The sequence below is a fragment of the Pseudoxanthomonas sp. JC1303 genome (assembly GCF_058448525.1).
Map to the genome: position 1 here is coordinate 2,335,453 of NZ_CP185958.1, position 26,505 is coordinate 2,361,957.

Annotated in this window: 30 protein-coding genes and 1 tRNA gene; 19 read left to right on the top strand and 12 right to left on the bottom strand. The window is 67.1% G+C overall.

Going from position 1 to position 26,505, the window contains the following annotated elements; translation table 11 throughout:
- Positions 1 to 2 precede the first annotated feature (2 nt).
- From ACORQU_RS10350 to ACORQU_RS10370, 5 genes are all read right to left on the bottom strand, one after another.
- Positions 3 to 209 (bottom strand): tail protein X, encoded by a 207-nt coding sequence (locus ACORQU_RS10350; protein WP_491641106.1) that lies wholly within the window; start codon positions 207 to 209, stop codon positions 3 to 5.
- Positions 209 to 673: a head completion/stabilization protein gene (locus ACORQU_RS10355; protein ID WP_491641107.1), complete on the bottom strand. Its 465-nt coding sequence runs from the start codon at positions 671 to 673 to the stop codon at positions 209 to 211. The genes ACORQU_RS10350 and ACORQU_RS10355 overlap by 1 nt, the downstream gene beginning before the upstream one ends.
- Positions 674 to 772: 99 nt before the next feature.
- Positions 773 to 1,525, bottom strand: coding sequence for a phage terminase small subunit (gpM, locus tag ACORQU_RS10360; RefSeq protein WP_491641108.1), 753 nt, complete (start codon positions 1,523 to 1,525; stop codon positions 773 to 775).
- Positions 1,526 to 1,531: 6 nt separating this feature from the next.
- Positions 1,532 to 2,551: a phage major capsid protein, P2 family gene (locus ACORQU_RS10365; protein ID WP_491641109.1), complete on the bottom strand. Its 1,020-nt coding sequence runs from the start codon at positions 2,549 to 2,551 to the stop codon at positions 1,532 to 1,534.
- A gap of 48 nt (positions 2,552 to 2,599) precedes the next feature.
- Positions 2,600 to 3,451 (bottom strand): GPO family capsid scaffolding protein, encoded by an 852-nt coding sequence (locus ACORQU_RS10370; RefSeq protein WP_491641110.1) that lies wholly within the window; start codon positions 3,449 to 3,451, stop codon positions 2,600 to 2,602.
- 180 nt (positions 3,452 to 3,631) lie between these two features.
- Here ACORQU_RS10370 and ACORQU_RS10375 point away from each other — a divergent pair, with 180 nt between their 5' ends.
- The 4 genes from ACORQU_RS10375 to ACORQU_RS10390 are packed head-to-tail and all read left to right on the top strand — an operon-like array spanning position 3,632 to position 7,248.
- Positions 3,632 to 5,377: a terminase large subunit domain-containing protein gene (locus ACORQU_RS10375; protein WP_491641111.1), complete on the top strand. Its 1,746-nt coding sequence runs from the start codon at positions 3,632 to 3,634 to the stop codon at positions 5,375 to 5,377.
- Positions 5,374 to 6,366, top strand: a complete 993-nt coding sequence (locus tag ACORQU_RS10380) for a phage portal protein (protein ID WP_491641112.1) — start codon at positions 5,374 to 5,376, stop codon at positions 6,364 to 6,366. The genes ACORQU_RS10375 and ACORQU_RS10380 overlap by 4 nt, the downstream gene beginning before the upstream one ends.
- Entirely contained in the window at positions 6,366 to 6,590 is a 225-nt protein-coding gene (locus tag ACORQU_RS10385) for a Com family DNA-binding transcriptional regulator (protein ID WP_491645058.1), read from the top strand. The genes ACORQU_RS10380 and ACORQU_RS10385 overlap by 1 nt, the downstream gene beginning before the upstream one ends.
- The gene (locus ACORQU_RS10390; RefSeq protein WP_491641113.1) at positions 6,538 to 7,248 is read left to right on the top strand and encodes a DNA-methyltransferase; all 711 of its coding nucleotides are present in this window, start codon (positions 6,538 to 6,540) and stop codon (positions 7,246 to 7,248) included. Before ACORQU_RS10385 ends, ACORQU_RS10390 begins: the two co-directional genes overlap by 53 nt.
- Positions 7,249 to 7,601: 353 nt before the next feature.
- Here the strand turns inward: ACORQU_RS10390 and ACORQU_RS10395 are convergent, their stop codons facing one another.
- The 4 genes from ACORQU_RS10395 to ACORQU_RS10410 form a co-directional block, all read right to left on the bottom strand.
- The gene (locus ACORQU_RS10395) at positions 7,602 to 7,997 is read right to left on the bottom strand and encodes a type II toxin-antitoxin system HicB family antitoxin (RefSeq protein ID WP_491641114.1); all 396 of its coding nucleotides are present in this window, start codon (positions 7,995 to 7,997) and stop codon (positions 7,602 to 7,604) included.
- Positions 7,997 to 8,176, bottom strand: a complete 180-nt coding sequence (locus ACORQU_RS10400; protein ID WP_491641115.1) for a type II toxin-antitoxin system HicA family toxin — start codon at positions 8,174 to 8,176, stop codon at positions 7,997 to 7,999. The genes ACORQU_RS10395 and ACORQU_RS10400 overlap by 1 nt, the downstream gene beginning before the upstream one ends.
- 49 nt (positions 8,177 to 8,225) lie before the next feature.
- The gene (locus ACORQU_RS10405) at positions 8,226 to 8,798 is read right to left on the bottom strand and encodes a hypothetical protein (RefSeq protein ID WP_491641116.1); all 573 of its coding nucleotides are present in this window, start codon (positions 8,796 to 8,798) and stop codon (positions 8,226 to 8,228) included.
- An 873-nt stretch (positions 8,799 to 9,671) separates the two neighbouring features.
- Complete coding sequence (locus ACORQU_RS10410) at positions 9,672 to 10,721, bottom strand: site-specific integrase (protein WP_491641117.1); 1,050 nt, start codon at positions 10,719 to 10,721, stop codon at positions 9,672 to 9,674.
- 86 nt (positions 10,722 to 10,807) lie between these two features.
- Between ACORQU_RS10410 and dusA the strand changes: the two genes are divergently transcribed.
- From dusA to ACORQU_RS10435, 5 genes are all read left to right on the top strand, one after another.
- Positions 10,808 to 11,881 (top strand): tRNA dihydrouridine(20/20a) synthase DusA, encoded by a 1,074-nt coding sequence (dusA, locus tag ACORQU_RS10415; protein WP_491641118.1) that lies wholly within the window; start codon positions 10,808 to 10,810, stop codon positions 11,879 to 11,881.
- Positions 11,882 to 11,888: 7 nt separating this feature from the next.
- Positions 11,889 to 12,800: an arginine deiminase-related protein gene (locus ACORQU_RS10420; protein WP_491641119.1), complete on the top strand. Its 912-nt coding sequence runs from the start codon at positions 11,889 to 11,891 to the stop codon at positions 12,798 to 12,800.
- 332 nt (positions 12,801 to 13,132) lie between these two features.
- The gene (locus ACORQU_RS10425; RefSeq protein ID WP_491641121.1) at positions 13,133 to 13,357 is read left to right on the top strand and encodes a hypothetical protein; all 225 of its coding nucleotides are present in this window, start codon (positions 13,133 to 13,135) and stop codon (positions 13,355 to 13,357) included.
- Between the two features lie 69 nt (positions 13,358 to 13,426).
- Complete coding sequence (locus ACORQU_RS10430; protein WP_491641122.1) at positions 13,427 to 14,110, top strand: response regulator transcription factor; 684 nt, start codon at positions 13,427 to 13,429, stop codon at positions 14,108 to 14,110.
- Complete coding sequence (locus ACORQU_RS10435) at positions 14,110 to 15,558, top strand: ATP-binding protein (RefSeq protein WP_491641123.1); 1,449 nt, start codon at positions 14,110 to 14,112, stop codon at positions 15,556 to 15,558. The genes ACORQU_RS10430 and ACORQU_RS10435 overlap by 1 nt, the downstream gene beginning before the upstream one ends.
- A gap of 8 nt (positions 15,559 to 15,566) precedes the next feature.
- Here ACORQU_RS10435 and ACORQU_RS10440 read toward each other — a convergent pair whose 3' ends face one another.
- Both ACORQU_RS10440 and ACORQU_RS10445 read right to left on the bottom strand, forming a co-directional pair.
- Positions 15,567 to 16,349: a M90 family metallopeptidase gene (locus ACORQU_RS10440; RefSeq protein WP_491641125.1), complete on the bottom strand. Its 783-nt coding sequence runs from the start codon at positions 16,347 to 16,349 to the stop codon at positions 15,567 to 15,569.
- Complete coding sequence (locus ACORQU_RS10445; RefSeq protein ID WP_271647377.1) at positions 16,316 to 16,603, bottom strand: hypothetical protein; 288 nt, start codon at positions 16,601 to 16,603, stop codon at positions 16,316 to 16,318. The genes ACORQU_RS10440 and ACORQU_RS10445 overlap by 34 nt, the downstream gene beginning before the upstream one ends.
- 86 nt (positions 16,604 to 16,689) lie before the next feature.
- Between ACORQU_RS10445 and birA the strand changes: the two genes are divergently transcribed.
- From birA to adhP, 10 genes are all read left to right on the top strand, one after another.
- Entirely contained in the window at positions 16,690 to 17,697 is a 1,008-nt protein-coding gene (gene birA / locus ACORQU_RS10450) for a bifunctional biotin--[acetyl-CoA-carboxylase] ligase/biotin operon repressor BirA (protein WP_491641126.1), read from the top strand.
- On the top strand, positions 17,694 to 18,464 hold the full coding sequence (locus ACORQU_RS10455; protein ID WP_491641128.1) for a type III pantothenate kinase: 771 nt from the start codon (positions 17,694 to 17,696) through the stop codon (positions 18,462 to 18,464). Before birA ends, ACORQU_RS10455 begins: the two co-directional genes overlap by 4 nt.
- An 11-nt stretch (positions 18,465 to 18,475) precedes the next feature.
- The gene (locus tag ACORQU_RS10460; RefSeq protein ID WP_491641129.1) at positions 18,476 to 19,276 is read left to right on the top strand and encodes an SPOR domain-containing protein; all 801 of its coding nucleotides are present in this window, start codon (positions 18,476 to 18,478) and stop codon (positions 19,274 to 19,276) included.
- Positions 19,277 to 19,305: 29 nt separating this feature from the next.
- Positions 19,306 to 19,381: transfer RNA gene (locus ACORQU_RS10465), tRNA-Thr, on the top strand.
- A gap of 149 nt (positions 19,382 to 19,530) precedes the next feature.
- Positions 19,531 to 19,686: an entericidin A/B family lipoprotein gene (locus ACORQU_RS10470; protein WP_271647373.1), complete on the top strand. Its 156-nt coding sequence runs from the start codon at positions 19,531 to 19,533 to the stop codon at positions 19,684 to 19,686.
- Positions 19,687 to 19,889: 203 nt separating this feature from the next.
- Positions 19,890 to 20,099 carry a CsbD family protein gene (locus ACORQU_RS10475; protein WP_271647372.1) on the top strand — a complete coding sequence of 70 codons (210 nt, stop codon included), beginning with the start codon at positions 19,890 to 19,892 and terminating at the stop codon, positions 20,097 to 20,099.
- 268 nt (positions 20,100 to 20,367) lie between these two features.
- Complete coding sequence (locus ACORQU_RS10480) at positions 20,368 to 21,666, top strand: tryptophan--tRNA ligase (RefSeq protein WP_491641130.1); 1,299 nt, start codon at positions 20,368 to 20,370, stop codon at positions 21,664 to 21,666.
- 79 nt (positions 21,667 to 21,745) lie between these two features.
- Positions 21,746 to 22,687: an MBL fold metallo-hydrolase gene (locus tag ACORQU_RS10485; RefSeq protein ID WP_491641131.1), complete on the top strand. Its 942-nt coding sequence runs from the start codon at positions 21,746 to 21,748 to the stop codon at positions 22,685 to 22,687.
- Positions 22,688 to 22,754: 67 nt separating this feature from the next.
- Positions 22,755 to 24,413, top strand: coding sequence for a M28 family metallopeptidase (locus ACORQU_RS10490; RefSeq protein WP_491641133.1), 1,659 nt, complete (start codon positions 22,755 to 22,757; stop codon positions 24,411 to 24,413).
- 176 nt (positions 24,414 to 24,589) lie between these two features.
- Positions 24,590 to 25,618: an alcohol dehydrogenase AdhP gene (gene adhP, locus ACORQU_RS10495; RefSeq protein ID WP_491641134.1), complete on the top strand. Its 1,029-nt coding sequence runs from the start codon at positions 24,590 to 24,592 to the stop codon at positions 25,616 to 25,618.
- Positions 25,619 to 25,634: 16 nt separating this feature from the next.
- Here adhP and ACORQU_RS10500 read toward each other — a convergent pair whose 3' ends face one another.
- Positions 25,635 to 26,393 (bottom strand): SDR family NAD(P)-dependent oxidoreductase, encoded by a 759-nt coding sequence (locus tag ACORQU_RS10500; RefSeq protein ID WP_491641135.1) that lies wholly within the window; start codon positions 26,391 to 26,393, stop codon positions 25,635 to 25,637.
- Positions 26,394 to 26,505: the final 112 nt, after the last annotated feature.

Below are 26,505 nucleotides of genomic sequence, written 5' to 3' on the forward strand. Positions count from 1 at the left end.
GGTCAATCCCAAAGCTGGACCAGGGCGCGCGTGGCGGCCGCCGGCGGGGTGTCGGGTAGGACCACGGGAGTTCCGTGGGGCAAGGTCGCGCCCAGCTCGGCCAAGCCGGGGTTGAGCTCCATCGCGTTTTCCACAACGTCAGCGGTGGCTCCCAGGTAGCGGTAGCAGAGGGCGTCGAGCGTGTCCCCTTGCGCAGCGAACACCTGCATCAGATGAGCTCCACGGTGATGCGGCGCACGCCTTTGAAATCGCGGATGGCGTTGCGCATGTCGCGGCGCAGCTCGTCGATGGAGGGGCTGAGGTCGTCGGCGCGCTGGTTGGCGCTGTCGGTGGCGTCGAAGGAGCGATAGCGCTCGGCGACCTCGGCCGCTGCACAGCACGCGATGGCGCGGAGATAGAGATGGACCAGGCGAGAGGTGCCGTCGATCGACTCGGCCGGCACTTCCCCCAGCGAGGTGTGGCCCGCCAGTGTCTGGACCTGTTTCCACGCCTGCAGCTCATCGTTGACCGTGGAGATGGCCGCCACCAGCGTGTAGCGCAACCGCTCGGCGGAGATTGAGCCATCCAGGCGCATGCAGCTGCGGATGTCGTCGGGCTTGACCACAGGCCACCAGCCATCGGACTGGATGGCCTCGACGGGGGTGCTGACGCCATTGGCGATGAATCCGGACATACGCACTCGAATAGGACGCCGGTGGTCGGGGCTTCACCAAAACGGGAGAGAGGTCGTTTTGGATCAGCCCCGAGCCGGCGGGGTTGCGGGGACGCTCGGTTAACCGGACTGGCCGGTCTGTTCGTTGGGCGGGTCGCCTGGCGGGTTCGCCGTGGACTCGGCCTGGGTCAGCTTCTTGAGCAGGCGCTCGGCGCGCTCCAGATCCTTTTTGCCGCCGCATGCACCATGCAACTCAATGGCGCGGGTCAAGTCGGCCACGCACTGCTGCATGGCCTCCAGCGCCGGGGTCGAATCGTCGGTGGCCGTACGGATCACGCCACGGCCGGCGGCCAGGAACAGCTTGGCGCGCACCTCGTCTGGCATGTCCTGCTTTTCGGTCAACGCCGCAGCGCGGGCCAGCTGGACCGGGTCAAAGTCCTTTCCGGCCGCCTGTGCCTTGAGCGCGGCTTCGGCCACTTCCTCGGCAACCAGGCACCCGGTGGTGCGCTTGAAGCGATCGGGCATGACCAGGCCATGGCGCAGCACGTAGTCGGCAAGGTCCAGCGCGTAGGCGAATTCGCCGGCATCCATGGCCCAGACCATGCACGTGGTCACGACTTCATCTACCGCGCCGGCATCGGCCTTGAGCACGCCTTCGAGGTAGGGGTAGTAGTCGGGCAGGATCTCGGCCTTGAATATCGCCTTGCCTTCCTCCGACTGGATGTTCTTCAGGCGCAGGCGATGCTCGGCCAGCTGGATCAGCTGCAGGTGATATTCCGGCGTGTCCTCTGCGGGGTCGCTGTCGCGGCGCTTGACCGCTTCCTCAGCCGCGCGAACGCGGCTGAGGTGGGCTTTGGCTGGGCTGTGGGCCATGGTGGCTTAGCCTTCGTCGCCGATCTGGATGTTCTCGACCACGCAGCCCAGGCCGTAGTCCTCGACCACGTAGGCGTCGTTGGACGACTCGAAGTTCGCCACCCGGTTCTTCTGCGGCTGCTCGACGATGTAGCGGCGGCGCCCGCCGATCTGCCAGTACAGCGACAGGTTGGTCAGGCTGGTGATCATCAGCGCATCGTCTGGGATGAACGGCACGTCGACCGGCTGCAGTCCGCCGATGCGCTTGGTGCCCAGCACCAGATCCGCGGCCAGCTGCTCGGTCGGCGCCAGCTCCTTGTTGATGATCGGGAAATACTTGTCGTGGATCAGGTCGCGGCCCAGGATCACGACCAGGCCCGGATCCTTGCGGTGCCACGGGTCGACCAGCTGCGAAACCGCATCCATGACCAGCGCGTCGATGTTGGCGTAGTCGGCGTTGGTGCCGCCGATCTTCACCGTGCCGGCCGTCTTACCCCCGGCCATCACGCGCGCAGGGGCTTTCTCGCGGTACTGCTGCAGCCAGCCCTTGTTGACGTCCTGCAGCAGCGGGTTGGCAACGCGATCCGTGGTCGCGGCGGCGCTGGTGCCGTTGAAGCCGATCATGATGCGGTCGAGCGCCTGGCGACGCAGGATGGCATCGCGCACCAAGGCCTGGAAGTTCTTCTGGCGCGCCCAGGCGTCGAGGCGGGCGTAGGGGATGCCGGTGTCGAAGTCGGTCTGCACGCACTGGTAACCGTTCTTATCCAGGGCCGTGACGTCGCGCGGCTTGCGCTCGGCGTCGCCGCTGGTGTCCGTGCGACCGGCGATGGTGCCGGATACGCCGACGCCCACCTTGTCACCGACCAGCTCTTCCACGCCGATCACGTTGATGGCGCTCAGGAAGCCGCTGCTTTCCTGCTGGCGCGCCTCCATCGTCTGCTGCACAGTCGGGTCGACCGAGAAAGCCTTCTCGGGGTTAGCAACGTTGTTGAGCTGCGCGACACGCGCGGTATAGGCGTCGAAGGCGGTACGGGTATGCGGGCGCATGTGTGGCTCCTGGTGCTCGGATGGGGGGGGGTGTGCCGCAGTCGGCGGTCAGCAGTCGGTGGCGTCGTCGCCGGTCGGGCCAGCCACCACGGGGCGCTGGTTGAAGGGGGCTGCGGTCTCACCCAGACGCTTGACCAGGTCGGAGACCTCCCCGCTGAGCTTGGTGAAGGCCGCATCGCTCTTGTTGAGCCGTTCGCTCAGGTCGGCGGTGGCCTGCTCCTGCAGAGTGAAATGCTCCAGCAGCTGCGCGCCGAAGGCGCTGACATCCTGCGGTGCCGGCGGCTCCGGTACGGCAGGTTGAGCGGGGGCGAAGCCGATGGCGGCGAACATCTTTGCCAGAGCACTGACCGGCGGCGGGGCTGCGCTAACCTCTTCCAGCTCGATGCTCGCCTCAGCGGCCGCGGTGAACAGGTTGTCCGCAGCCTGCTTGCGCGCCTTGAGCGGGCTTGCGTCCGGATTCTGCGAGGCAAACGCCAACATCTCGGTGCCCAGGCTTGCCGGCGAGTCGGTGACCGCCAGGCCGACGAAGTACGCCTTGCCCGTGGCGGCGAACTTCTCCGCGACCTCGATGCTGGTGAACAGCTTCTGCTTGAGAGTGTTGACGATGGCGACCAGGTCCTTGGTCGGTTCGATCTGGGCGAACAGCGCCAGCTTCTTCTCGCCGCCGACTTCGACCTCTTCGGCCTTAAGCGCGGTTACGTCGCCATAGGCGCGAAACGGGCTGTCAGGCAGCATGCTGCGCATATGCTCGATCCAGACCCGCGCGGCGTACGTCTTGGGGTCGTAGCTCGACGCCATCTGTTCGATCCAGGTGCGCTCGATCACGCGGCCATCGGTCGTGGCGCCTTCCACTGCGACGCGGAAAAACTTTGAGCGGAACTTCTTGGTCTGGGCCGACATGGGTGTCCTCTGCGTGTATGCCAAAGCGGTCTTTGCGCTTGAGCATCCATGGTCGGCAGGGGCGGCAACAGCGGCAACGCGGCCGCGTTGTAGCAGCCGCCTTTACGCGGTGATTTTCTGTATGCGGCGGGGGGTGGAAGTCACCCTAGATGGGTGAACGCGCTCGTCGACCAGCTCCCCATGGATACCCGCCGGCAGGCTAAGTTCCTGTATTGGATGGGGTGGCGCATTTGTGACATCGCCGAGGCCACCGGCGAGAAAGAAAAGACCATACACAGCTGGAAGGCGCGTGACGAGTGGGACCGCGCCGACAGCATCGAACGCATCGGCGGTGCGCTCGAAGCGCGCCTGGTGATGCTGGTCATGAAGCCGCAGAAGACCAGCGGCGATTACAAAGAGATCGATCTGCTGCACCGGCAGCTGGAGCGTCAGGCCCGGATCCAGCGGTACCAGGGCGGTGGTAATGAGGCCGACCTCAATCCGGCTGTGGCTAACCGCAACGCTGGCGAGAAGAAGAAGCCCAAGCGCAACGAGTTCACCGAAGAGGACATCGAGCGGCTGACCGATGCTTTTTTGGAGGGCTGTTTCGACTACCAGCGCGACTGGTACCGGGCTGGCACCCAGCGCACGCGCGCCATCCTGAAGTCCCGCCAGATCGGCGCCACCTATTACTTCGCCCGCGAAGCGCTGATCGACGCGTTGACCACGGGACGGAATCAGATTTTTCTGAGCGCGTCCAAGGCGCAGGCCTTCCTGTTCCGCGGCTACATGCAGTCCTTCGTGCGCGAGGTGCTGGACAAGGATCTTCGCGGCGCCGATAGCATCGTGCTGGCCAACGGCGCGGAGCTTTTCTTCCTGGGCACCAATGCGCGCACCGCGCAGGGCTATCACGGCAATTTCTACTTCGACGAGTTCTTCTGGACCCACGGGTTCGACGAGCTGAACAAGGTGGCCAGCGGCATGGCCATGCACAAGAAGTGGCGCAAGACCTACTTCAGCACGCCGTCGAGCATGGCCCACCAGGCCTACAGCTTCTGGACGGGCGAGCGGCGCAACCGCGGCAAGCCGGCAGACCAGCGCATCAAGCTCGAGGTGACCCACGGCGCCCTTGCGCCGGGCCGCGCGTGCGAGGACCGCGTGTGGCGTCAGATCGTAACGATCATGGATGCGGCGCGCCGGGGCTGCCAGCTGTTCGACATCGACGAGCTGCGCGAGGAATACAGCCCGGATGCGTTCGCCAACTTGCTGATGTGCGAGTTCGTCGACGACAGCGCCAGCGTATTCCCGCTGGCCATGCTGCAGCCGTGCGGCGTCGATAGCTGGATCGAATGGGCCGACGACTTCAAGCCTTTCGCGCGCCGGCCATTCGGTGACCGTGCCGTGTGGGTCGGATACGACCCAGCGGAGACGGGCGACAGCGCCGGCCTGGTCGTACTCGCGCCACCACAGACGCCGGGCGGAAAATTCCGCGTGCTGGAGCGCCACCAGTTCCGCAACAAGGACTTCGCGGCGCAGGCTGAGGCCATCCGCAAGATCACCGAGCGCTACTGGGTGACCTACATCGGCATCGACATCACCGGCATGGGCACGGGCGTGGCGCAGATCGTGCGGACGTTCTTCCCCAACCTGGTCACCTTCAGCTACTCGCCGGAGGTGAAATCGCGCCTGGTGATGAAGGGCTTCGACGTGATCAGCAACGGCCGCATCGAGTGGGATGCAGGCGCCACGGATATTCCGCAGTCGCTGATGTCGATCAAAAAGACCATGACCGCCAGCGGGCGGCAGATGACCTACATGGCCGACCGGAAGGAAGAGACCGGCCACGCCGACCTTGCGTGGGCGCTGCTGCATGCCCTGGCCAACGAACCGCTGGAAGCGCCGCACGCCGGCAACCAGCGCACCAGCACCCTGGAGATTATCGGATGAATGACACCGTGGCCGCGCCTGCTCGCATGGAGGCCTTCACCTTCGGCGATCCGGTGCCCGTGCTCGATTCGCGCGGCCTGCTGGACTACATCGAGTGCTGGAACAACGGCCGCTACTACGAGCCGCCGATCAGCTTGGAAGGCCTGGCAAAGACCACGCGCGCCAACGTTTTCCTCGGCTCTGGCCTGCGCTTCAAGACCAACATGCTGGTGCGGACCTTCCAGCCTCACCGGCTGCTTTCGCGTGAGGCTTTCGAGCAGCTGGCGCTGGATTTCACGCACCTGGGCATGGCCTACGTCGAGCGGCGCAATTCGATGCTGCGCGGGCCGCTGGCGCTGGTGCCGGCCTTGGCCAAATACATGCGGCGCGGCGTCGAGCCGGGCCGCTACTTCCAGGTGCGCACCACCGGCGAGGAGTTCGAGTTCGCGCCCAACAGCGTCTATCAGCTGCGCGAGGCGGACATCAATCAGGAGATCTACGGCATCCCCGAGTGGTTGCCGGCCCTGCAGTCGGCGTTGCTCAACGAATCGGCGACGTTGTTCCGCCGGAAGTATTACAACAACGGCTCGCACGCGGGTTTCATCCTGCACCTGACCGATCCGCAGCCATCGGACAAGGACGTGGATGCGTTGCGCGAGGCGCTGAAGAACGCGCGCGGGCCGGGCAATTTCCGCAACCTGTTCCTGCACTCGCCCAATGGCAACAAGGATGGCTTGAAGCTAATCCCGGTCAGCGAGGTGGCGGCCAAAGACGAGTTCACGGGCATCAAGAGCACCACCCGCGACGACGTGCTGGCCTCGGTGCGCGTCTACCCGCAGCTGCTGGGCGTGGTGCCGCAAAACTCAGGCGGCTTCGGCTCGATCCGCGACGCCTCGACGGTGTGGGAATCGAACGAGCTGGTGCCCCTGCAGGTGCGCATGCAGCGCATCAACGAATGGATCGGCGAAGAGGTAATCCGCTTCAAGCCGCTGGAGTTGCCGTCCGCATGATGCACCACGGCCTGAAAAACCTCCGCTGCGGTGACTGCGCGCGCCTGTTGGCGCGTGCGGGTGCGTTCACCGAGCTACAGATCAAGTGCCCACGCTGCGGCACGCTCAATCACATGAAGGCCGAGAGCCTCCCGACAGATCGCCGCGAGCGATTCGAAGAAGGCTCTTGCCATGCAAAACCAGCTGTTGAAGGGCGACGCCCTGTCCCTGCTGCCGACTCTTGAGGCCGGCTCTTTCGATGCACTGATCACCGATCCGCCGTATGCCAGCGGTGGCCTGAACGCCAGCGCCCGGCAGCGGCCGCCGTCGGAAAAATACGTCCAGGGAGGCGGCGCATTGCTGCACGCCGACTTTGCCGGCGACGAGCGCGATCAGCGGTCACACCTGCGCTGGATGACGTTGTGGCTCACTGAGTGCGCGCGTGTGCTGAAGGATGGCGCCCCGGTGTGTCTGTTCACCGACTGGAGGCAATTGCCCTTGACCACCGACGCGCTGCAATGCGCCGGCTTCACCTGGCGCGGCATCACGGTCTGGGACAAGACCGAAGGCGTGCGGCCGCAGCTCGGCCGCTTCCGCAACCAAGCCGAGTATGTGGTGTGGGGTAGCAAGGGCAGCATGTCGCTCAGTAGGCGGGCGCCGGTGCTGCCAGGTGTGATCCGCGAGCCGGTTCGCAAGGCCGACAAGCTGCACATGACCGGCAAGCCCACCGCCTTGATGCAGCAACTGGTGAAGATCACCGAGGCGGGTGGGCGGATCCTCGATCCGTTCGCCGGCTCCGGCACCACGCTGGTGGCGGCCCAGCTTGAGGGCTATGGCTGGACCGGGTGTGAGGTGACCGAGCATTACACCCAGGTCGCGCGCGAGCGCCTGGCCTCGTTGTAACGAGGCGCGGTTGAGAAGGAAAAAGGCCGCCCGTGGGGCGGCCTTTTTCTAGTCGAAAAAGCTAGCGGCTTCGGCTTTTTTCTCGGCGGCCTCAAGTGCGGCTATTGCCGCAGCGTCGCCGCTTTCACGGACGGCCTGGGAAAGGAGCACCCAGACTGGCTCCGGCACCAGCTTGCAAAGATTGCCGCTCGGGTCGCGTACTTCAATCCTCTTCCTTTCCATGACCTTGCCCCTTTTGTGGTTGAGGGGTGAGCCTACCCGATCCCGGTTGACTACAGCTGGACGTCAGTGCAAGACCCGAAAGCATCACGGCTAGGGCGCGCGCGAACATCTGGCCCCGCTGGCTGCTTTCGTTACTGCGCCGCTTTGCCCAGCTCGCGTTCTGCCGCCAGCGCGAGGAAGCCGGAGCGGGACAGGTGCCGGGCATGGGCGGTGCTGTCGATCCGATGCAGCAGGTGCTCGGGCAGGCTGATATTGACGCGCACGGCCTTGGCGTTGAGGCGCGCCATGTCCACGTCGACCATCATCCAGAATCCTCCAGCGAACGCGGGATCCTCTCGCCACTTGTCGATATCGGTAGGCGCAGCGGGGCCAACCGTCTCACCTTCGAACATCAACTCGACCGCCTCCTGCACCATGCGCGGCAGGTCGGCCAACTCATCGGCCGCAGTGTTGACGCCGGGAAGATCCGGCAGGGTAGCGCCGTAAGCGGTGCCTCCTTCTTTCCAGACGTATACGGGGTAGAGCATTAGGGCCTCCAGCCGGCTTGGCGCCGGATGCTGTTTACAGTGCCTTGCGGCAGGTCTTTCTTCGGGTGCGGCAGGATGACCGTGCGGTCGCCCTTGCGTAGTTTGTGGTGGCTGCCGCGCACCGACACGATCACGAACCCATCGGCGAGCAGTTGCTTCAGTAGTGTGCGGCTGTCCATGTGTGTAAGTTTACACAAGGCCTGATAAATACACAACACTACACAACGATTATTCTCGTACGAGAGCCAGCATTGGGGTGATGATGTCGGGCGTATCGCCGGGCGCGTGGTCTGGCGGTGCGACCAAGCTTGAGCGGAACCAGGTGCGCTCGACGCGTGGAAGGCTGCGCACCGCGTTTTCCCATGGGATCACGCCATCCGCCCAGGCGTTGGCTTGCGTCTCGGGAAGGACGAAGGGGAACCGCGCTTGCGAACTGGCCACGATCGACATCGCCGAGCCACGCACTACAGCGGCGAGGAGGAAAGGATCCCGGTCGGGCGGCTCGAAGTAGCGCCAGCCATCATGGTCGCGGATGAGCACCCCGCTGCAGAACACCGCGAGCCCGCTATCAGCGGTGAACGGTAGATCCACGTCCCAGATCACAGGGCGGCTCGGATCCCATTGAGGGCTCACCAGACCCAAGCCGCCATAGCTCCGAACGCCGTAGCCGCGCGGGTACTGGCCCGGCGCCATGCGCCAAGTATCCATCGTGTCCCCGGTGTGCCCTGGCGGCGGCGGCCGGATGCCGAGCAAATCCTCGAAGGCTTGGACGAAGTGGAATTTGGCCAGGCGCATCTGCATGCGGCAACGGTAGCGCGGCTGGCGCCCCCGCTCGGTCAATCGTCGCCCGGCACGCCACTGGGCTGCGCACCGCGCCCGGCGGCCCGCGCAGCCCGGCCAGGGGCGGCCAGGCGCGCAGGGAGGGCAGCACCTCGCATTCGGACGCCAAAGGGCCGCCGATCGGGTCCAGCAGCCGGCGCGCGCAGTCGTCGCCCCGCCACGCCTGCGGTCTTTTTACCCCTGTTTTTCGGCGGGCCTGCGCTGCCCTAGAAGGCAGGCCGTGATTGGCGCATCGAGCCGCTGACAGCGGCCTTTTCGCCTGCGGATCCCTGCGGGAATTGGGTGCTCCGGGGACCGGTGTGGCGGCTGTAGCAGCGCGTTCCTGAGTCTCGTTTTTTTAGAGACGCCATCGGAAACAGGTAACCAGGTAATCCCGTCGGCAAAGATCAACATAAGCGATTGATTTTAATGCAAAAACACGGGTTACCTGACGGGGTAATTCGAGGTAACTTCAAGACCCCGGAAAGGTAATGTCATTGATTTATAAGGATATTTTTTCATCCACATGTTACCTCCCGAAAAGGTAACCCCATTACCTCAATGTTACCCAATAATTACCTTTGCAATTTCACAATAAGTGATTGATTTGTAAGATGAATTTCCTATAAATTCTCAGGGATTACCTTTGTTACCTGTTCCCGATGCCGTCCCTAAAAATCACCCAAAGAGTGGCGATGGCTCTCCATCCGCCCACTGCTTCGTCGCTTCGTCCAGCGGTCGCTGATCGACCGGCCGCGTCTTCGAATTGGTCCGGACGGGTCCAGGAGACTTTTTGCCAGAGGGTTGACGGCGTTTCGGACGCCTTTGCGCCGCGCGCGGCCAGGCCGCCCCGCGCTACTTGGAAGCGGTTTCAGCTTCGGGCGCGGCAGGCAGGCGGTGCAGCGACTCTGGCCGCAGCTGGGTGTAGCGCTTCAGCTCATTCCACGACTTGTGCAGAGTGACCGCAGCCACTTCGGGGATGTCGTACCCCTGCTCGAATAGGCGCGAGGTGCCTTCATGGCGTAGATCGTGGAAGTGGAGGTTGTCGATGGCCAGCTTGGCGCAGGCCCGGGTGAACGCCGTGCCGATCGACTTAGGGTTGTAGGGGAAGATGCGGTCTTCATCGGCCGCCCTGGGCTGTCGCTGCACCAGGTCCCAAGCTGCGCCGAGCAGTGGGAATCGGCGGTGGTTGCCTAGCTTCTCCCGCGGGTGCTTAGCGTCGCGCAGCAGCACGGTTCGAGTCTTCGCATCAAGGTCCGACCACAGCAGACGGGTGATCTCGCTTTCGCGCTTGGCCGTGAGCACGGCGAACTCGATCACGTCGACCATGGGGATCTCCGATCGCCATGCCGCCGCGGCAAAGTAGGCTCGCAGGCGGTTGAGCTCTTGATCTGTCGGGCGCCGGTCGCGCTGCTTGGACTTCCCCACCATGCGCAGAAAGCGCAGAGCCGGACGGGCTTCTGCTACAGGATCCCCAACCGGCCGGATCGACTTCATGGGTGCAGCCAACTTCAAAAGCTCGGACAGGTAGCCGAGCTCCACATTCATCGTCGCCGGCGACACGGGCGGGATGACAACGCCGTTCGGCAGCATGTGATCACCGGTCACACGCCGGCGAGCGTGATCGATTACGTCGTTGGCCGTCAGCGCCCGCACTTGGATATTGCCAAGCCCTTCGCGCAGGCGGGTCAGGTTGCCGATCTGAGTCATGCTGAGCTGCCGGCCGAAGTGATGCAGTTCGCCAGTGCGCCAGTCGATCAGCTCGGCCAAAGTCGTGGTGTCAGCCGGGGTTTCGCCGCGTGCTTCGAGCTCGGCCAGCTCGCGCTCGATTCGGTCGGCCCACGTCCTGGCGGCGGTCTTGGTGGGGAACGTCCTCGTTTGGGCCTTGTGGCCTTTGCGGCGCACAATGGCCCTCCATCGGCCGTTCCGTGGCTGCAGGGTTGCCATCGGTGTACCACGGGGCGGTGTACCACCCAGCTGGTGGTGCATCAATGGTACAGCGGCACGGAAATGATGATGAAAACGCGGTATATAAAGTGAATAATTCTTCACCCAGGCCATCCAGTAAGTCACTGAACCCGCAGCAAAATCGGGTAATCCGGCTATCCGTTGCCCCGATGATGGACTGGACCGACCGGCACTGCCGGGCGTTTCATCGTGTGCTTGCGCCAGGCGCCTTGCTCTACACCGAGATGGTGCACGCCAACGCGGTCCTGCAGGGCGATCGTGAACGCCTGCTGGGATATGACCCGTCGGAACATCCCGTGGCGCTGCAACTAGGGGGCAGCGAACCGGTGCGCCTGGCCGCAGCGGCGCGTGTGGGGCAGGACTATGGCTACGACGAGATCAACCTCAATGTTGGGTGTCCGTCGGACCGGGTGCAGGCCGGCCGCTTCGGGGCGTGTCTGATGAAGGAGCCGGCACTGGTGGCCGAGTGCATTGCCGCCATGCGCGCGGCCGTGCAGGTCCCGGTGACGGTGAAGTGCCGCCTGGGCGTGGATGAGCTGGAGGATTACGCGCACTTCGCCGGCTTCATCGACCAGGTGGCCCAGACCGGCTGCGATACCTTCATCGTGCATGCGCGCAAGGCCTGGCTGGATGGGCTCTCGCCAAAGGAAAATCGCGAGATCCCCCCGTTGCGCTACGAATGGGCGTACCGGCTCAAACAGGAGCGGCCTGGACTGACGATTTCACTCAATGGCGGCATCGCTTCGCTGTCGGCCATCGATGAACACCTGCAGCAGGTCGATGCGGTCATGCTCGGGCGCGCGGCCTATCACGACCCTTATCTGCTGCATCGCGCCGATGCGCATCTGGCCGGGGCCCTGCCGCGTTCGCGGCGTGCGCTGTTGGAGGCGTTGCGTCCCTACGTCGAGGCCGCGCTGGCGCAAGGCACGCCGCTCAAGCACATCACCCGCCACGTCCTGGGGCTGTTTGCCGGGCAGCCGGGGGGGCGGCGCTTTCGCCAGGTCCTGAGCGAGGGTGCCCATCGTCCCGGCGCGGACTGGCGCCTGGTGGAGGAGGCGATGGAAGGCACCGACACGGGCCTGACGGCCGCGGCCTGAGTCCTCGATGCTGACGCGCGATCCGGCGGTCTTTTTGCAACGTGCGCTGGCCTGTGCGCCCGACGCCGGTCCGGCGACGGCGCGCGCGGCCTTTCTCGTCTCGCCCGATGGGTTTGCCCGCGCCGCCGAGTCGGCACAGGACAACGTGTACATGGCCAAGGGGGGATTCGATCCCGGTGCGGCCGCAGCCGAGCACCGCGCCCTGCATTGCGCGCTGGTCGCCTCGGTGCCGGTGATCACGTTCGCAGGGGACGCTCGCACGCCCGACGCGCTGTTTCCCAATAACGTCTTCGCCACGACATCCGGACGATTGATCGTGGGGCGCATGCGGCATCCGGTGCGTCAGCGCGAGGCGGATCGTCCCGACATCAGGCGGTTCTTCACCGACGTGCTGGGCTATGCCGAAACCGACCTGTCCACCCAGGCGCATCCCTGCGAACTGACCGGCGCACTGGTCGTGGACCGCGCCCGCGGCTTGGGATTCTGCGGACTGTCCGAACGCTGCGATGCGCAGGGTGCCGCGCTCATGCACGCGGCCTTCGGGCTGCGCGCCACGTTCGTGTTCGACCTGGCGTCGGGCGAGTACCACACCAATGTCGTGCTGGCGCTGCTGGCCGGCCGCGCGGCGCTGGTGTGCCCGGATGGGGTGGCCACGCCTGATCCCCTGCTCAGGGTGCTCGAACAGCTGTATGGCGACGGCGTGTTGACCCTGACGGCAGCGCAGAAGCGCGCCTTCGCGGCCAACGCGATCAGCCTGGATCCCGGCGCGGTCTGGATGAGCCAAATCGCACGGGAGGCTTTGGTCCCTTCGCAACTGGGCCGACTGCAGGCGCTCGGCCTTGCGGTGCGCAGCGTGCCGCTGGAGGCAATCGAGGCGGCGGGGGGCTCGCTGCGGTGCTGCGTGGCGGAAATCTTTTGAGGCTTCACCGCGCTGAATCCCCACCGATCCCCGTTCAGGAAGTTCAGAGCCAATTCACCGCGTGCTTCCAAGACTGGTGGTCCATCCTGATCGGAGGATCGGCAGCGGTTCATCCCTATCGGGGAATGCTCCGTTACGATTTCGTTATGACCTGCTCACGCGCTTACTGCCTACTGCTCGCCGGAACGACTGCCCTATGCGCGGTCGCACCAGCCTGGGCGCAGCATCGGGGCGCATGGCCGCCCGGCGGCGGTCGCGAGAATATCCCCCAGGACGGTCGCGGTCGATTCGATGATGGCGGTGCGCGCTCCCGCGCGGAGGCGGCCGAAGCCGTGCGTCGCGCCCAGGCCCGGAGCGGCGGCCGTGTGCTGGGTGCAGAGCGGGTTCAGTTCGATGGCCGCGACATCATGCGGGTCAAGGTGATGGACGATCAGGGCCGGGTCCGCTACATGGACGACGACATGGCCTCGCGCAATCGTCAACGCCGCGGCGGCGGCTCGGCCCGGAACGACGCGCCCGCCGAGCGTCCACGCGGGGCTAACCCCCCACAACCGTAATCTGAACGAAATGGTGGTTCATTCAGGTGCCGCCCGTTCAATACCGACACTGATTTCTAGGGAGAGTCCATGCGCATTCTGCTGGTCGAAGACGAAGCCCCCCTGCGTGAAACCCTTGCTGCGCGCCTCAAGCGCGAGGGCTTTGCCGTCGATGCCGCGCAAGACGGCGAGGAAGGCCTGTACATGGGGCGGGAAGTCCCGTTCGACGTGGGCATCATCGATCTGGGCCTGCCCAAGATGTCGGGCATGGAGCTGATCAAGGCGCTGCGGGACGAGGGCAAGAAGTTCCCGGTGCTCATCCTCACGGCCCGCTCGAGCTGGCAGGACAAGGTCGAGGGCCTCAAGCACGGCGCGGACGATTACTTGGTCAAGCCGTTTCACGTCGAGGAACTACTCGCGCGCGTCAATGCGCTGCTGCGCCGCGCGGCGGGCTGGTCCAAGCCGACGCTGGAATGCGGCCCGGTCGCCCTGGACCTCGCGGCGCAGACGGTCAGCGTCAACGGCAGCAATGTCGATCTGACCAGCTACGAGTACAAGGTGCTCGAGTACCTGATGATGCATGCCGGTGAACTGGTCTCCAAGGCCGATTTGACCGAGCACATCTACCAGCAGGATTTCGATCGCGATTCCAATGTGCTGGAAGTCTTCATCGGCCGCCTGCGCAAGAAGCTCGATCCTGACGGGGCGCTCAAGCCCATCGAGACCGTGCGCGGTCGCGGCTATCGTTTCGCGATTCCGCGCAACGAGGGCTGATGCCCGAGGCGCAGTCCCCTGCGCCGCCTGCGGGCGGCCCACGCGAGCCGATCGTCAAGTGGCGTCCACGCTCGCTGCGGGCGCGCCAGCTGCTGGCGGCCAGTGTCGGCCTGCTGGCGTTCCTGGCGCTGGCCGGCGTGGCCCTGGACCGGGCCTTCGTCACCACCGCCGAGGACAATCTGGAGCGGCGCCTGGAGGGCTATGCGCTGTCCTATGCGAATAAGGTCGATTTCGGTCGTGACGGGTCGCTGATCCCTCCCTCGGACAGTGCCATCGACCCGCGCTTCGGCCAGCCCGGCAGTGGGCTCTACGCCGAGATCGTGTTGCCCAACGGGCGCTGGAGCTCGGACTCCTCGCTAGGCCCCTATCTGCCTTCGGGCAAGCTGCTTAAGCCCGGCGGCCGCGATTTCGAGGGGCCGCTGGACATGACCCAGCTCGATGGCAGCGCCGGCACGGTGTACCGGTTCGGCCTGGGCACGGTGTGGGGCGCGCGCGGACCGCAGAGCGAATTCCAGTATTCGATCTATGTGCTGGAAGACACCCAGGTGCTGACCTCGCAGCTGCAGACCTTCCGTCATGCGCTATGGGTGTATCTGGGCAGCGCCGGCGTGGTGCTGCTGCTGCTGCAGGGCCTGATCCTCAACTGGAGCCTGCGGCCGCTGCAGCGCGTGATCGCCGAGCTCAAGCGCGTCCAGCGTGGCCAGGCGCAGGGCATGACGGGCAACCACCCGCGCGAGCTGGAACCGCTGACCGAAAGCATCAACGCCTTCATCGATTCCGAGCGCGAGAACCTGGAGCGTCAGCGCAACACGCTGGCCGACCTGGCCCACAGCCTGAAGACCCCGCTGGCGGTGCTGCGCGCCCAGCTGGACGATGGCGTGCATGCCATGGCCCTGCGCGAGGAACTGGACATCCAGCTCAAGCGCATGAACGACCTGGTGTCCTACCAGCTGGCGCGTGCGGCTTCCAGCGGCCACGCCTTGTTTTCCGCGCCGGTCGCGATCGAGCCCTACGCCGAATCCATCGTGCGCGGGCTGGAAAAGGTCTATGCGGCCAAGGGCGTCATCTGCGAATTCGAGATCGACGAGACCGCGCGCTTCCATGGCGAGCCCGGCGACCTGCAGGAACTGATGGGCAACCTGCTGGAGAACGCCTTCAAGTGGGCGCGCTCGCGCGTGCTGCTGACCGTGGCGCCCCTGGGCGGGACCGCCAATCGCCGGGCCGGACTGCTGCTGGCCGTCGACGATGACGGCCCGGGCATTGCCGAGGACGACGTGGCCAAGGTCCTGCAGCGCGGCGTGCGCGGTGACGAGCGCGTCCAGGGTCACGGCATCGGCCTGGCGATCGTGCAGGATCTGGTCCGCGGGTATCGGGGCGAACTCACCGTCAGCCGCTCCAAGGAATTGGGCGGGGCGCGCTTCGAGGTCCAGTTGCCGCCTGGCCTGTAGCGCCGGGCCTATAGAACGGGCGGGGTGCCGTACAGGCGTGCCAGATGATCCGCGATCTCCGGCATCGCCTGGCGCAGGCTGGCCGGATCGGTGAAGTGATATTCGCTCGCCACTGCGAAGAACTCCTCCGGCGACTCGGCGGCATACGCGTCGATGGCCGTGCGCTTGCCGGCATCCACGCGCTGGCACAGGGCGTCGTAATGACGCTGGAAGTCTCGCGCCCAGGTGCGCCGCCAGGCTGCGGGCAGAGGCGGCGTGCCGTCCATCGCGCCGTCCAGGGCATCGAGCTTGTGGGCCATCTCATGGACGGCGAGGCAATAGCCCGCCGCCGGATCGGCGATGTCGGCCTGCATGTCGGCCCAGGAGAGGATCAGCGGGCCGGCATCCCAGGCCTCGCCGGCGAGTTCGTCTTCCCACTCATGCAGGACCCCAGCGGCATCGACATGACTACGCTGCACCCGAAAGGCTTCCGGGTAGACAATCGCCTGCGACCACCCGCGCAGGCCGCCGGGGCCGATGCCGAGTAGCGGCAGGCAGCACAGGACCGCCAGCTGCAGGCAAGCGGCATCGTCCAGCTGCAGTCCAGCCACCGTGCTGATGGTCTTCTGCTGGAGGAAGCGGGCGACCAGTGGCCGCAGTGTCTCGCGCTGGTCGGCAGTCAGACCACGCGCCCAGGGCAATGCCGAAACGGCATGCTCCCAACGGGCATCATCGATTGAAGCAGGCTGGCCGCGCAGCCAGCGCCACAGCCGCTGGATCAGCGGAACATGCCTGGCAGAAAGCTGTTCCACTTGGGCACGCGAACGCGCAGCATGCTGTCGTCGTCTCCACCGCTGCCCTGGCCCGAGGCCGGCGTACTGCTGCCACGCACGTAGTTGGTCGATGCGCTGGTCTTGTCCGGGGAGGCCGGGGAAGCGCCGGCGTCAGCGCCATGCACCGATCCGGCCGCGCTGGCGGCGCCCGACGGTTCGGCGCGTCCGTTCTGCGCGAGCACGGGTGAGGCGGCACAGCTCAACAGCACGATGGCAAGGCAGGCGCGAAGCATCGGAAGACTCCGGGGCGGGCACACAGCGGCAAGTCCCAATCATAGCGCGCTTCGGCGCGCCGTGAAGGTGCCGCATAATGCCGGGGATGACCGCGCGTCCTGTTCAGCCAACCAGCCCCGCCGAACGTGAGCGCCAGCTGCTGTTGCGGCTGGCAGCCGGGCCGGTGTCCGGCGACCTGCTGGCGCAGGAGACCGGACTGACCCGCGCGGCGATCTGGAAGCGGGTCCAGTCCCTGCGCGAAGCCGGCGTGGCCATTGCCGGAAGTGCCGGCCAGGGCTATGTACTGGAGCAGCCACTGGACCTGCTGGAGCCCGCGCGAATCACCGTGTCGCTTCCGGCGCCCGTGCGTGCCGAGATCGCGTCGCTGGAAGTGGCTTGGTCGCTGGATTCCACCAACAGCGAGCTATTGCGGCGGCCCGCGCCGAGCCAGGGCTGCCTGGTGCTGCTGGCCGAGCGCCAGACCGGCGGACGCGGCCGTCGCGGGCGAACCTGGACCTCGCCTCTGGCCGCCCATGTCTACCTGTCGGTGGCGCGCAGCTTCGGTGGCGGGCTGGCCCGCCTGGGCGGGCTGAGCCTGGTCGCCGGCGTGGCCGTCGCCGAGGCATTGCGCGGGCTGGGCGTGGAGGGCATCGGGCTGAAGTGGCCCAATGACCTGCTTGTGGCCGAGCGCAAGCTCGGCGGCCTGCTGGTGGAGGGCGGTGGCGAGGCCGGTGGCCCGGTCCGGGCGGTCGTCGGGATCGGATTGAACGTCAACATGCCCGTCTCTCAGGGGACGGCGATCGACCAGCCATGGATCGATCTGGCGCATGCGCTGCCCGCGCGTCCGCCACGCGACCGGGTGGTGGCTCAGGTGCTGGAGGCGCTGCTGCCGGCCTTGGCGCTGTTCGACGCGCAGGGCCTGGCGCCGTTCCTGCCGCGTTATGCCGCGCTCGATGCCCTGCGCGGGCGGCGCGTGATGGTGTACCAGGCACAGGGCGACATCACCGGCACCGCGGAGGGCATCGGCGAGGACGGCGCGCTGCGCCTGCGGGTCGGGCGCGAGCTGCGTGCGGTCCATGCCGGGGAGGTCAGTGTGCGGCCGGCGCGCGCATGAGCACCGATCGCGCGCGCTGGGTGTTCGATCTGGGCAATACGCGGCTCAAGTGCGCGCCGCTCCAGGCCGATGGCCGCCGTGGTCCGGTCCTGGCCCTGGGGCACGCCGATGACGCCGGCTTAAAGGCGCTGGCCACCGCGCTGCCTGCGCAGGGGCTGTCGGCCAGCATCGCCAGCGTGGCCTCGCCGGCGCTGACCGCCCGCCTGCTGGATCTGCTGCAGGCGCGCTTCCGGGTGGTGTCCTTCGCGCGCAGCCAGGCCCGGTTGGGCGATCTGCAGGTCGCCTATCCGGATCCGTCGCGTCTGGGCGTGGATCGCTTCCTGGCGCTGCTGGGAGCACTTGGCCAGGGGCCGGGACCCTGGCTGGTGGCCGGGGTCGGGACGGCGCTGACGATCGATCTGCTCAATGCGCGGGGACGGCACCTGGGCGGGCGCATCGCCCCGTCGCCACAGCTGATGCGCCAGGCCCTGCACGGCGCCGCCAGGCAGCTGCCGGCGGAAGGGGGAGACTTCGACGAGTTCGCGCGTGACACCCAGGATGCGCTGGCCTCCGGCTGCGACGGGGCCGCCGTGGCCCTGATCGAGCGCAGCCTGGCCCAGGCCGAACGGATGCTGGGTGCGCGTCCGGGACTGCTGCTGCACGGCGGCGGCATCGCCTCGCTGCTCGCGTTGTTGCCGGAGGCGCGCCGCGCCGACAGCCTGGTGCTCGATGGGCTGGCGGCGTGGGCGCGCGGGCAGGCGTCCACGCCGACGCCGGTGGCCCGATAGAATCCGGCCCCATGCTGATCCGCGCCCTGATCGTCCTGCTGGTCTTTCTCAACCTGGGTGTGGCCGGCTGGTGGCTGGGCCGCCCTGCGCAGACCGAGCCGCCGACGAAGCCGCCACAGGCGGTCGCCCAGCTGGAACTGGTGGCGCCCTCCGCGGCATTGCCATTGCCGGAACCCGCCGTCGCGCCGCCCACGCCGCTGGCGAGCGAGACGCAGGAGCCCGCCCCGGCACCTTCGATGCCATCCCCGGCGCCGACCACGTCGGCCGAATCCGTGGCAGCGCCGCCCGCGTCTGTGCCTGAGAGCCCGGCCCAGGCCTCAGTGCCGCCGCCCAGTCCGACAGCGGCCGAGACCTGCCTTGCGCTGGGACCGTTCGACAGCGCCGAGGCCGCGCGGGCCGCGCGCGGCCGCCTGCAGCCGGCCGCGGTGCGCGCGCAGGTCCGCTCCGAGTCCGCGCCAGCGCGCGCCTACAGCGTCATCCTGCCGCCGCTGGCCGATCGCAGCGCCGCGCAGGCCATGGTCGAGCGCATCGCCCAGGCGGGTTTCACCGACTACATGATCATCAACACCGGCGAGACGGCCAACGGCGTGGCGCTGGGACGTTATGGCAGCCGCGAGGCTGCGCTGCGCCGCCAGGCCGATCTGCGCAAGGCGGGCTTCAGCGCGCAGTTGCAGCCGGTCGGCGAGGAAGGCGCCTCGCAATGGTGGCTGGATGTCGCCCTGCCGGCAGGCGCGGAAGACAGTGCCGCGGTACGCGCCCAGGCCCAGGCGCCCCGGGCCGCCACGCGCGACTGCGGGCGCATCAGCGGCTAGAATGCGGGCCCGGCCCCGCGCCGGTCCGTGCCGCTTTAGCTCAGCTGGTAGAGCAACCGCCTTGTAAGCGGTAGGTCGTCCGTTCGATTCGGACAAGCGGCACCATCTTCCTGAAGCCCATCGCTCAACGCCGCCGCAACCGCGGCTGACCGGCACGTGCAGGGTTCACGCAGCTTCCACGGCGTCCTCGTCAGCCTCTGCGCCAAGGTTTTCCGATGGGGAAAACCGGGAAACCACACGACTGGAGAACTCCCATGAAGCGCATGATCTGCATGCTGATGCTGTCTGCTTTTTTCGCTGGCTCGCTGGCTGCCTGCAACACCGTCAAGGGTGCTGGCCAGGACGTCCAGAAGGTGGGAGGCAAGATGGAAGACGCTGCCGACAACACCGGCGGCACCGGCACCAAGTAAGCGTGCCGACATGACCGGGGCACGCGCCACGGTTGTCGAGAAAAGCCGGCGAAAGCCGGCTTTTCTTTGTCGCATGGAATGCACGATGGTCTGCCTGAACAGATAACGGCGCCTCCACGGCTCGCTCATGCGCACACAACGCCTCGATGGCGATGCTGGTCACGCGATTCGGCAACACCAAACCAAACGACAAGAGGTGACGTATGAACAAGGACATCATCGCCGGCAACTGGAAGCAGCTGAAGGGCAAGGCCCAGGCCAAGTGGGGCGATCTGACAGACGACGTGTTCGATGTGGCCGAAGGCAACTCCGAATATCTGGCCGGCAAGCTGCAGGAACGCTATGGCTGGGATCGCGACCGCGCCAACCGTGAGGTATCGGCGTTCGAGCGCGATCTGGATCACCGCCACTGATTTGGTTCTGTAGTGACACATTGACGACGGGCCTTCGGGCCCGTCGTCGTATGCGACCCAACATTCCATGTGCGCTCTTGCTGACGGTCGTCCGTACTCACGCGTGGGGTGCGGAAACAGCGCCTGATCGCCTGCCCGGCCGCGGCATGCCCGAGATGGATGATCCCGTATCGCGGGGGCCTGGTTCTCACGCATGCGTGTTCCCAACAAGGGGAACCGCAGTTGGGCGGGTAAACTGCATGGCCCGATTTCCACGCGACACCAGCGCATGACCACCCGAGTCCTGACCGGCATCACCACTTCCGGCACGCCCCACCTGGGTAACTACGTGGGCGCCGTGCGTCCGGCCATCGCCGCGAGCCACGCGGCCGATGCCGAAAGCTTCTACTTCCTGGCCGACCTGCACAGCCTGATCAAGGCGCAGGATCCGGCGCGCACCCAGCGCTCGACGCTGGAGATCGCCGCGACTTGGCTGGCTGCGGGGTTGGAGCCGGACAAGGTGTGGTTCTATCGGCAGAGCGACGTCCCCGAGATCTCCGAGCTGACCTGGTTCCTGACCTGCGTGGCCGGCAAGGGCATCCTCAATCGCGCGCACGCCTACAAGGCCGCAGTGGACAAGAACACCGCCGAGGGCGAGGACGCCGATGCCGGCATCACTGCCGGGTTGTTCATGTACCCGGTGCTGATGGCCGCCGACATCCTGCTCTTCAACGCGCACCAAGTGCCGGTGGGTCGCGATCAGATCCAGCACATCGAGATGGCCCGCGACTTCGGCCAGCGCTTCAATCATGTCTACGGTCGCGATTACTTCACGCTGCCCGAGGCGCTGATCGACGACCACGTGGCCACACTGCCGGGCCTGGACGGCCGCAAGATGAGCAAGAGCTACAGCAACACGATCCCGCTGTTCGCCAAGCCTGCCGAGTTGAAGAAGCTGATCTTCTCAATCCTCACCGACTCGCGCGCGCCGGGTGAGCCCAAGGACACCGAAGGCTCGCCGCTGTTCCAGCTCTACCAGGCCTTCGCCACGCCGGAGGAGACTGCCGCGTTCGCCCAGGCCTATGCCGATGGCATCGGCTGGGGCGATGCCAAGCAGCAGTTGTTCGACCGCGTCGAGCGTGACATCGCGCCGCTGCGCGAGCGCTACGAAACGCTGGTCGCCAGGCCGGACCGGATCGAGGAGATCCTGCGCGATGGCGCAGCGCGCCTGCGCGCCAAGTACGCCACGCCGTTCCTGCGCGAACTGCGCGATGCGGTGGGCCTGCGCGATCTGTCGGCCGCCGCGGCCACCGCGCCCAAGGCTGTGGCCAAGGCCGCGCTGCCGGTGTTCAAGCAGTACCGCGAGGCCGACGGACGCTTCTACTTCAAGCTCTCCGATGCGCAGGGCACTGTGCTGGTGCAGAGCCAGGGCTTCGATTCGCCGCGCGACGCCGGGCAGTTGGTCGCCGCGCTGAAGAACGCCGAGACCGCCGACCAGATGGAGACGCCGCAGATCAGCCTGCTGGTCCCGGCCGATGCGGTGCTGGCGGCACTGGCGGCGCTGCGCGAAGCCGCCGCCGCGTCGTAGGGCCCCCGGCGCGCGCTGCATCGGGCGCTCACGGCGCGCTGCCTAGACTGAAGCTTCGTCCACGCGTTTCCGGCCCGCCATGAGCCAGCACGGCATCCATACCGTCGACACCGCCTTCCAGCGCGATCACTTCGACGCCTGTTATCTGATCGTCGAGAACGGGCGCGGGGCGTTCGTCGACTGCGGCACCAATCATTCGGTGCCGCTGCTGCTGGAGGCCATCGCGCGCGCCGGACTGACGCCAGCGGACATCGACTGGCTGCTGGTCACCCATATCCACCTGGACCATGCCGGCGGCGCGGGACTGCTGCTGCAGCACCTGCCCAATGCCAGAGCGGTCGCGCATCCGCGCGCCGCGCCCCATCTGATCGACCCCAGTCGCATCGTGGCCGGTGCCACGGCGGTCTATGGCGAGGCGGAGATCGCGCGCAGCTATGGGCAGGTGCAGCCGGTGGCGGCCGAGCGTGTGGTCGTGGCCGAGGATGGACATGTGGTCGACCACAACGGTCGCCCGCTGCTATGCCTGGATACCCCCGGCCATGCCAGGCACCACTATTGCGTGTGGGATACGCGCAGCGCCTGCTGGTTCACCGGCGACACCTTCGGCTTGTCCTATCGCGAACTCGATGGCCCGCAGGGCGCCTTCATCCTGCCGACCAGCTCGCCGGTGCAGTTCGAACCGGACGCGCTGAAGCAGTCCATTGCGCGCCTGCTGGCTTACCAGCCGCAGGGCATGTACCTGACCCATTACGGGCGTGTCGGCGAGACCTACGCGCAGGTCGAGCAACTCGCCCAGGCGCTGTACGAACAGATCAATGCGATGGCCAAGCTCGGCCAGGATTTCGAGAGCCACCCGGACCGCCACGGCAAACTGCTCGAAGGCCTGACCGCGCTCTACCAGCAGCGTGCCCGCGAGGCCCAGGTGCCGCTGGATGAGGCGCAGGTGCACGAGGCGCTGGCCATGGACATCGAACTCAACGCGCAGGGCCTGGCCTGCTGGCTGGATCGCGCAGGCCGCTGAGCATGCCGGAGTGGGCAAGCGGGCTGGCTTAGACTGCCAGGCCCCGCCATCCCGATGGAGTTGTCCGATGCGCGCTTGCTTCGCCCTGTCCCTGCTCTTGGCCGCCGCGCCGCCCACGCTGGCGCAAGCGCCGGTCCAGATCGATGCCGATGCGCTGGCGCGCCACGTCCGTGTGCTGGCCTCCGACGCGTTCGAAGGCCGTGCCCCCGCCAGCGAGGGCGAGCGCAAAACCGTGGACTACCTGGTGGAGCAGTTCAAGGCGGCTGGGCTGCAGCCCGGCGGCGAGCAGGGCGGCTGGACCCAGGCCGTCACCCTGGTGCGCGCCGAGGTCCAGGGCGATCCGGTCGCCACGGTCCGTGTGGCCGGGCATGCGTCCCGCTGGCGCAATGGCCAAGACGTGACCCTGCAGTCCCTGTATCCGGCTGACCGGGTGATGCTGAAAGATGCGCCGCTGGTGTTCGTGGGCTATGGCGTGGACGCGCCGGAGCGCCACTGGGACGACTACAAGGGCGTGGACCTGACCGGCAAGGTCGCGGTGGTGCTGGTCAACGATCCGGACTTCGAGACGCCGCAGCCGGGTGCCTTCGATGGCAAGGGCATGACCTACTACGGGCGCTGGACCTACAAGTACGAGGAACTGGCGCGCAAGGGTGCGGCCGGCGTGTTGATCGTCCACGAGACCGCGCCGGCCGCGTATGGCTGGGCGACGGTCCGCAGTTCGGGGACCTCGGCGCTGTTCGACATCCCACGGGCCGACGCGGCGCAGTACCACACGCGCCTGCGTGGCTGGGTGCAGCGCGACGCGGCTGTGGCGCTGTTTCGCGCGGCCGGCTTGGATTTCCAGGCGCAGAAGGCGCGGGCGCAGCGCGCGGACTTCACCCCGGTCACGCTGGGTGATGCGACCCTGAGCACGGACTTTGCAGTCAAGCGCGCGCAGGTCACCAGCCACAACGTGATCGCCCGCCTCCAGGGTGCCAAGCAGCCCGACCAGGCGGTGATCTACTCGGCGCACTGGGACGCCTATGGCGTGGGCCAGCCGGATGCGCAGGGCGATGCGATCCGGCATGGCGCGGTGGACAACGCCACCGGCGTGGCCGCCGTGCTGGAGCTGGCGCGCGCGTTCGCCGCTGGCCCGCGCCCGGCGCGCACGGTGCTGTTCATGGCCCTGACCGCCGAGGAAAAGGGGCTGCTGGGCGCGACCTACTACGCCGCCCACCCGCTGATGCCGCTGGCCAAGACGGCCGCGGTGATCAACATGGAAATGTTCAGTCCCGATGGCCCCACGCGCGACATCGCCTCGTGGGGACGCGGCCGGGTCTCACTGGAAGGCGCACTGGCCGACGTGGCCAAGGCGCGTGGCAAGGCCTATACGCCCGATCCCAACCTGGAAGCCGGCTTTTTCTACCGGGCCGATCATTTCGCCTTCGCCCAGCAGGGCGTGCCGGCGATCACCGTGGGGCCTGGGCTGGACATGGTCGAGGGTGGGGTCGAGCGCGGCAAGGCGCTGCGCGAGGCCTACTTCGCCCGCTGCTACCACCAACCCTGCGACAAGGTGACCGAGGGCTGGGATGCGACCGGCCAGGCGCAGGACGTCGCGGTGGTCTACGACCTGGGCCGGCGCATTGCCGATAGCGACGCCTGGCCGCAGTGGGAGGCGGGCTCGGAGTTCGCCGGGCGACGTGCGGCCAGCGCGGCGCAGCGCGAGGAGGCGTCCGCGCACGAGTGAACATGTCGGCGTTGGCGTGTGGTTCCCCTTCCACGGCCGGGGACCGCAGGAGGCAGGTTTGGCGCGCGGCTTGATCCGGATCAATGCCGCACCGGGTCGCAGGGCGGAGGATCGCCGCAGGCCCCGGTGACTGGTGTGCGGGGGCTGCCTTCCCCCCGAGCCCAGGAGTCCTACCCATGAACCCGACCATGAAGGCCGCCGTCGTCACCGACTTCGGCCAGCCGCTGCAGATCCAGGAAGTCCCCGTGCCAAGGCCGGCCGCCGGCGAACTGCTGGTCAAGATCGAGGCCTGCGGGGTGTGCCACACCGACCTGCACGCTGCCGAAGGCGACTGGCCGGTCAAGCCCAAGCCGCCGTTCATTCCCGGTCACGAGGGCGTGGGCCACGTCGTGGCTGTCGGCGCGGGCGTCACCCACGTCAGGGAAGGCGACCGGGTCGGCATTCCGTGGCTGTATTCGGCCTGTGGCTACTGCGAGCATTGCCTGGGTGGCTGGGAAACGCTGTGCGAGTCCCAGCGCAATACCGGCTACTCGGTCAATGGCGGCTTTGCCGAATACGCGCTGGCCGACGCCAATTACGTGGGCCATCTGCCGGCCAATATCGGCTTCGTCGAGATCGCCCCGGTGCTGTGCGCGGGGGTGACCGTCTACAAGGGACTGAAGATGACCGACACCCGCCCGGGCAACTGGGTGGTGATCTCCGGCGTCGGCGGCCTGGGTCACATGGCCGTGCAGTACGCCCGCGCCATGGGCCTGAACGTGGCGGCGGTGGATATCGACGATGCCAAGCTCGCCCTGGCCACCGAATTGGGCGCCACGGTGACGGTCAACGCCAAGACCACCGACCCGGTGGCCTACCTGAGGAAGGAGATCGGCGGCGCCCACGGTGCGCTGGTCACCGCGGTCTCGCCGGTGGCGTTCCGTCAGGCGCTGGGCATGGTCCGGCGCGGCGGCACCGTGGCGCTCAATGGCCTGCCGCCGGGCGAGTTTTCGCTGTCGATCTTCGACATGGTGCTGGAAGGTATCACCGTGCGCGGTTCCATCGTGGGGACCCGACTGGACCTGCAGGAGTCGCTGGCCTTCGCCGCGGCTGGCAAGGTCAAGGCCACTGTGGCAACCGACCGGCTGGAGAACATCAACCAGGTGTTCGCCAGGATGCACGCCGGCCAGATCGAGGGCCGGATCGTGCTGGCCATGGCCAGCTGAGGGGCGCGGGGAGGCCTCAGGCGCCCAGCGACTGCCCGCCGTCCACCGCCAGGATCTGCCCGGTGATCCAGCGCGCCGCGGGCGAGACCAGGAACACCGCGGCCTCGGCCACATCTTCCACCGTGCCGAACGCGCCGAATGGGATGCTGCCCTGGATGCGCGCGTACAGCGCCGGCTCGGTGCTCCTGCGCTGGTCCCATAGACCGTCGGGAAACTCGATCGAGCCCGGCGCGAGGGCGTTGACCCGGATCTTCTCGCGCGCCAGCTCGGTGGCCAGGGTCGCGGTGTAGTAGTTCAGCGCGGCCTTGGCGGTGGAGTAGGCCGCCGCGCGCGGGGTGGGCACCGTGCCGTTGATCGAGGAGATGTTGAGGATGGCCGGCGCGGCACTGCGGCGCAGGTGAGGCAGGGCGGCGCGGTTGGTGCGCACGGCGGCCATCAGGTCCACGTCGAAGCCGGCCGCCCAGCTGGCATCGTCGCTGCCGTTGCCATAGCCCGAAGCGTTGTTGACCACCACGTCGATGCCGCCCAGTGCGGCGGCGGCTGCCTCCACCCAGGCGTGAATCTGGTCCGGATCGGACAGGTCGCAGGGCAGGGCGTGGACGGCGCGGCCGTGGCCGCTGAGGCGGGCCACGGCCTCGCGCAGCGGCCCTTCGCTGCGGGCACAGATCGACACGTGCGCCCCCTCGCGGGCGAAGGCATCGGCCATGGCCAGGCCGATGCCACGGCTGCCTCCGGCCACCAGGATGCGCAGGTCGTGCAGGCGGGATTCGGGCATCTGGTCGCTCCAGGGGGGGGGGAAGACCCCGATTATCGGCCAAGCCTTCCGCGGGAGCCGCCACGGCGGCGATGACGCTTTCCCGGAAGGGCTCTTCGCTGCCATGGCAGCT

Excerpts from the sequence above, each read along its gene's own strand:
- ACORQU_RS10350 (WP_491641106.1), bottom strand. The coding sequence starts at position 209 with ATGCAGGTGTTCGCTGCGCAAGGGGACACGCTCGACGCCCTCTGCTAC.
- ACORQU_RS10355 (WP_491641107.1), bottom strand. The coding sequence starts at position 673 with ATGTCCGGATTCATCGCCAATGGCGTCAGCACCCCCGTCGAGGCCATC.
- gpM (WP_491641108.1), bottom strand. The coding sequence starts at position 1,525 with ATGGCCCACAGCCCAGCCAAAGCCCACCTCAGCCGCGTTCGCGCGGCT.
- ACORQU_RS10365 (WP_491641109.1), bottom strand. The coding sequence starts at position 2,551 with ATGCGCCCGCATACCCGTACCGCCTTCGACGCCTATACCGCGCGTGTC.
- ACORQU_RS10370 (WP_491641110.1), bottom strand. The coding sequence starts at position 3,451 with ATGTCGGCCCAGACCAAGAAGTTCCGCTCAAAGTTTTTCCGCGTCGCA.
- ACORQU_RS10375 (WP_491641111.1), top strand. The coding sequence starts at position 3,632 with ATGGATACCCGCCGGCAGGCTAAGTTCCTGTATTGGATGGGGTGGCGC.
- ACORQU_RS10380 (WP_491641112.1), top strand. The coding sequence starts at position 5,374 with ATGAATGACACCGTGGCCGCGCCTGCTCGCATGGAGGCCTTCACCTTC.
- ACORQU_RS10385 (WP_491645058.1), top strand. The coding sequence starts at position 6,366 with ATGCACCACGGCCTGAAAAACCTCCGCTGCGGTGACTGCGCGCGCCTG.
- ACORQU_RS10390 (WP_491641113.1), top strand. The coding sequence starts at position 6,538 with ATGCAAAACCAGCTGTTGAAGGGCGACGCCCTGTCCCTGCTGCCGACT.
- ACORQU_RS10395 (WP_491641114.1), bottom strand. The coding sequence starts at position 7,997 with ATGCTCTACCCCGTATACGTCTGGAAAGAAGGAGGCACCGCTTACGGC.
- ACORQU_RS10400 (WP_491641115.1), bottom strand. The coding sequence starts at position 8,176 with ATGGACAGCCGCACACTACTGAAGCAACTGCTCGCCGATGGGTTCGTG.
- ACORQU_RS10405 (WP_491641116.1), bottom strand. The coding sequence starts at position 8,798 with ATGCAGATGCGCCTGGCCAAATTCCACTTCGTCCAAGCCTTCGAGGAT.
- dusA (WP_491641118.1), top strand. The coding sequence starts at position 10,808 with ATGGTACAGCGGCACGGAAATGATGATGAAAACGCGGTATATAAAGTG.
- ACORQU_RS10420 (WP_491641119.1), top strand. The coding sequence starts at position 11,889 with ATGCTGACGCGCGATCCGGCGGTCTTTTTGCAACGTGCGCTGGCCTGT.
- ACORQU_RS10430 (WP_491641122.1), top strand. The coding sequence starts at position 13,427 with ATGCGCATTCTGCTGGTCGAAGACGAAGCCCCCCTGCGTGAAACCCTT.
- ACORQU_RS10435 (WP_491641123.1), top strand. The coding sequence starts at position 14,110 with ATGCCCGAGGCGCAGTCCCCTGCGCCGCCTGCGGGCGGCCCACGCGAG.
- ACORQU_RS10445 (WP_271647377.1), bottom strand. The coding sequence starts at position 16,603 with ATGCTTCGCGCCTGCCTTGCCATCGTGCTGTTGAGCTGTGCCGCCTCA.
- birA (WP_491641126.1), top strand. The coding sequence starts at position 16,690 with ATGACCGCGCGTCCTGTTCAGCCAACCAGCCCCGCCGAACGTGAGCGC.
- ACORQU_RS10455 (WP_491641128.1), top strand. The coding sequence starts at position 17,694 with ATGAGCACCGATCGCGCGCGCTGGGTGTTCGATCTGGGCAATACGCGG.
- ACORQU_RS10460 (WP_491641129.1), top strand. The coding sequence starts at position 18,476 with ATGCTGATCCGCGCCCTGATCGTCCTGCTGGTCTTTCTCAACCTGGGT.
- ACORQU_RS10470 (WP_271647373.1), top strand. The coding sequence starts at position 19,531 with ATGAAGCGCATGATCTGCATGCTGATGCTGTCTGCTTTTTTCGCTGGC.
- ACORQU_RS10475 (WP_271647372.1), top strand. The coding sequence starts at position 19,890 with ATGAACAAGGACATCATCGCCGGCAACTGGAAGCAGCTGAAGGGCAAG.
- ACORQU_RS10480 (WP_491641130.1), top strand. The coding sequence starts at position 20,368 with ATGACCACCCGAGTCCTGACCGGCATCACCACTTCCGGCACGCCCCAC.
- ACORQU_RS10485 (WP_491641131.1), top strand. The coding sequence starts at position 21,746 with ATGAGCCAGCACGGCATCCATACCGTCGACACCGCCTTCCAGCGCGAT.
- ACORQU_RS10490 (WP_491641133.1), top strand. The coding sequence starts at position 22,755 with ATGCGCGCTTGCTTCGCCCTGTCCCTGCTCTTGGCCGCCGCGCCGCCC.
- adhP (WP_491641134.1), top strand. The coding sequence starts at position 24,590 with ATGAACCCGACCATGAAGGCCGCCGTCGTCACCGACTTCGGCCAGCCG.
- ACORQU_RS10500 (WP_491641135.1), bottom strand. The coding sequence starts at position 26,393 with ATGCCCGAATCCCGCCTGCACGACCTGCGCATCCTGGTGGCCGGAGGC.